This is a genomic window from Thalassospira sp., assembly GCF_040218635.1.
In the GTDB taxonomy this organism is placed as follows: Bacteria; Pseudomonadota; Alphaproteobacteria; order Rhodospirillales; family Thalassospiraceae; genus Thalassospira.
Genome location: NZ_JAVJRB010000009.1, coordinates 124,684 through 128,932 on the forward strand (window position 1 = coordinate 124,684; position 4,249 = coordinate 128,932).

A 4,249-nucleotide genomic window follows, 5' to 3' on the forward strand; every position below is an offset into this window, starting at 1 on the left:
TTTAACACATCCTTATATATTCCACTAGAATAGTGACAGTATGCCATTGGCTAGGTTGCCCGTCGTAGCACTGTTGCGCGGGGCGATTGCCATGCGTGATAGGAAGCCCGATATAAGGTGTTGGGCCATGCTTGAACGGTTGTTGTGCTTGAAGCGGAAGGATTGAATGGGCCTGTTGGATAAAATCCGGCCAACCCGCAGATCGGATGCGGGACGTGAGGGGGATCGTACCCCGCTGGAACGGTTGTTCTGGCGGTCGATTGCGCTCGTGGGCGGATTCTCGATGGTGATCAACCTGCTGAATATGGTGATCCCGATTTATTCCATGCAGGTTTTCGACCGTGTCCTTTCAAGCCGAAGCGTTGATACGCTTGCGCTTTTAACCCTTGGTATCGGCCTTGTTCTTGTTTTCATTGCCTCGATGGAACAGCTGAGATCGCGGGTCTTGATCCGGGTTGGAACCGCACTTGATCTGCGACTTGGCGGGGATTTGTTTGCCCATGTCGTGCAGCAATCCGCCCGCGGTACCCAGATGCGCCAGCGGCCTTTGCGCGATCTTTATGGACTGCGTGGCTTTTTGACCGGAAGCGGCCCCTTTGCCCTGATCGATTTCATGTGGGCGCCGGTCTATATCGGGGTTGTGTTTATCTTTGATACCCGCCTTGGTCTTGTCGCCTGTGGCGGGGCGGTGTTGCTGATCATTATTGCGATTGTCAATGAGGCCGCATCCAAGATTTCAGTCGACCGGTCGGAAGAAAGCCAGAATCGCGGCATCGCGCAGGAAGAAACCTATGTCCGCAATGCCGAGGCGATGGAGGCCATGGGCATGACCCAGTCGGCCCGCCAGCGCTGGCAGGCCGATCAATCCGATTCGCTCTATTGGGAAGGACAAGCCAGTCGCCGGGTCGGCACATCGACCACGCTTTCGCATTTCATCCGGCTTGCCATGCAGGTTTGCTTTATCGGTGTTGGGGCCTATCTGGTTTTGTCCGAAAGCATCACAATCGGCATCATGGTCGCATCCATGATCCTTGGTATGCGCGGCTTGGCACCCTTTGACGGGGCGGTTAATGCATGGCGCAGCTGGAATTCAGCACGCAGTTCATTTGAACGTTTGAACAAGATTTTGCTCGATAAACGCCAATCGGTTCCCGCTCCCTTGCCGCGTGGGCGTGGCATGGCGGTGACGGTGGATCGGTTGGTGTTTGCACCACCGAACAGCCGCAATGTTTTGTTCAAGGGTTTCTCGTTTAAGGCCGGGCCGGGGCAGATTATCTCGATTGCCGGGTTTAACGGGGTGGGGAAGACTGCCCTTTTGAAACTGATCATGGGGATCTGGGTGCCCGGTTCCGGGTCGGTCAAACTTGATGATGTCGAAGCATCAAAGGTCGACCGCGCTGATATCGGGACACAAATCGGCTATCTGGCACAGAATCCGTTTCTGTTCCCCGGCACGATTGCGGAAAATATTGCGCGTCTGGGTGCTGCCGATATGCGCGATATTATTCAGGCTGCCGAACTTGCCGGTGCGCATCAATTCATTCTTGATTTGGCGGATGGCTACGATACGCGGGTGGATCGCGGTGGCCGTAACCTTTCGGGTGGGCAGCGCCAACTGATTGCCTTGGCAGCGGCGCTGTTTTCACGGCCAAGATTGTTGCTGCTAGATGAGCCGACAACCGCCCTTGATGACACGGGTGTTGGTCATATTGGTGAATTGATTGAAATTCTGCGGCGGAACGGCATTACGACCTTTATCGTTAGTCATGAACGCTCCATCCTTGCGCGGGCAGATGCGGTTCTTGCCCTTGCCGATGGCCAAATTCAGGTGGTTCCCGTTAAGGGCGGCAACCGGGCGCCGGGGAAACCGGTTATCCAGACCGAAGACATTTCGCGTGGACTTCCACCACAAGCCCGTCCGGCTGAACCATCAAGCCATGCCGCGGTGAAACCGGTAGAACCAGAAGATGGTCAGATGCGGATCACGCCCAAACGGATTGCCGTGCCCAATCCCGATGCGCCGCGCCCGATTGTTGAAAAGAACAGTGCAACCTCCCGGCATCCAGCGGCAGCCAAACCGGCAGCAGACGCGCCTGCGCCGAAAATGCCGGAAATTGCCGATTTCGGTATTGAAGATAACGCAGGATCAGGACGTGCACAGGCGGCCAAGCAGGCGGCGGGTATTGCAAAATCCGAAATGAAACCGCAGCTGACCCCGGGGGGCACAATGATGACCATGCGCCCGGTCACGCCAAAAACCGCACCAAATCGTGATGCGGTAAAAGACGAACGTCCGGCGACACAGCCGAAAGCCAAGGTCGCAGCCAAGCCCGCAGCGGCGACGAAACCAGCATCAGCGACAGCTGTGCCGCGTCGTCCGGCAGAAACCAAACTCGCCGAACAACGCCAGCCGTTAAGTGATCGCAAGACGGTGCGGGAACAGGTGCGCGCAGCGCCGCCTGAATCGCGCAAAATCAGTGACGGCGAAGCCATCATACGGGCCCGCGAAGAAGCCGCGATGAGGATGCGCAAAGTCCGTGAAGATGCCGAACGGGCAGCCGCCGAACGCGCAGCACAGCGTCGCGCGCGGGGCGAGACGGATCGTCCGGCAGCGGCGCGCCCGGACGATGAACCGCGCCGTGGGCGCCCGCAATTACGCGTTGTTGAAGGATCGGCCAAACGTCGACAGGGTGGGGCTTGATGGCAGGCGTTGAGCTTCCAACGGCACGTGAACTCAGCACGGATGTCAAGCCGCTGGTGCGGATCGGACTTGTGATCCTGATCCTTGGTTTTGGCTCGGTTCTCTTGTGGGCCGGTACGGCAGAAGTGAATTCAGCGGCAACCGCAAGCGGTGTTGTCGCACCGTTTTCCGGGCGACAAAGTGTCCAGCATCTTGAAGGCGGTATCATCCGCGATATTCTGGTGCGCAACGGTGCGCGGGTGAAGGCGGGCGATGTGTTGGTGCGCCTTGATGATACGCGGTCCCGGGCAAGCTTTGATCTGTTAAACAACCGGTATCTTAATGCCTTGGCGACACAGACGCGGTTGATTGCCGAACGGGCACAGCAAGACCATTTAAGATTCCCGTCCGTCCTTGAAGACCCGCGGTATTTTTCGATCACGGATTCACAGCGCACCTTGTTTGAAAGCCGACGCAACGCCTTTGTTGGCGAAGTTCAGCTTTATGACGAACGGATCAAGGAACAACGCCGCGAGATCATTGGAACCCGCGAACAGAAAACCGCCGCCGAACAACAGGTCGGGATCGTCAAAGAAGAACTCGCCATGGTCAAGCCGATGGTCGATCTTGGCTATGCAAGGCGGACCCGGTTGTTACAGCTTGAAAGCCGGTTGGTCGAAGCTCTTGGCAATATTGGTCGATTTTCGGCGGATATCGCACGGATTGAACAGCAAATTCAGCAGGTTAAGGCAAGCCAGTCGCAATTGATGCGCGATCATTTGCAATCGATCAATACCGAACTACGCGATGTCCAAAGCGAGATTTCAGACCTGAATGAACGGATGCGGTCGGCAGAAGATATTCTGGTGCGATCCGACATCAAGGCACCGCGCAACGGGACCGTGACCAATATGCAGTTCACCACGGTCGGCGGCGTTATACCGCCCGGCGCACAGGTGCTTGAGATCGTGCCGATTGATGACCGTCTGGTGATCGAAGCGCGTGTATCGCCAAACGATATTGATGTGGTTGCCACCGGACTTCCGGTGAATATCCGCGTGACGGCGTTCAGTCAGCGTTGGTTCGCCCCGGTCAAGGGGACGGTGACCGATGTGTCGCCGGACCGGTTGACCGATTCGGAAGGGCGGTCGTATTTTCAGGCGATGGTCGAGATTGATAGCGAAAGTCTGGCCGAGCATGAAGGCATGATCCTGTCGCCGGGCATGCCAGCCCAGATGGAGATCGTGACGGGCTCACGAACCGTTCTTGCCTATCTGTTTTCCCCGATTACCACCAGTTTTGATCGCGCATTCCGCGAACAATAACCTGCAACTGGTTGCTTCCAGAGTATGTCAGATAACCTATACAACCTGACAGAATCTGACAGTTTTCAGTTTTGCCTTCCAAAGCGCGAAAAAACATGAAAAAAAACTAAACTAACGCTGTAATCGGCCTATCTGTGGTTGATGGCAGGGATAGAGTAATCTATACTACTGTATAAATCGACTCTGTGCCGGTTGTAGCGACACAGTTCAGGTAATCATAATTCCCAAGTAGGGAGTACGTGCC

At 56.1% G+C, this 4,249-nt stretch carries 2 protein-coding genes; both read left to right on the forward strand.

Annotated elements, in window-relative coordinates; translation table 11 throughout:
• The first annotated feature begins 166 nt into the window (after positions 1-166).
• Positions 167-2,701: a type I secretion system permease/ATPase gene (locus RIC05_RS08510; RefSeq protein WP_350046731.1), complete on the forward strand. Its 2,535-nt coding sequence runs from the start codon at positions 167-169 to the stop codon at positions 2,699-2,701.
• Entirely contained in the window at positions 2,701-4,005 is a 1,305-nt protein-coding gene (locus RIC05_RS08515; protein WP_350046732.1) for an HlyD family type I secretion periplasmic adaptor subunit, read from the forward strand. Before RIC05_RS08510 ends, RIC05_RS08515 begins: the two co-directional genes overlap by 1 nt.
• Positions 4,006-4,249: the final 244 nt, after the last annotated feature.

Excerpts from the sequence above, each read along its gene's own strand:
- RIC05_RS08515 (WP_350046732.1), top strand. The coding sequence starts at position 2,701 with ATGGCAGGCGTTGAGCTTCCAACGGCACGTGAACTCAGCACGGATGTC.
- RIC05_RS08510 (WP_350046731.1), top strand. The coding sequence starts at position 167 with ATGGGCCTGTTGGATAAAATCCGGCCAACCCGCAGATCGGATGCGGGA.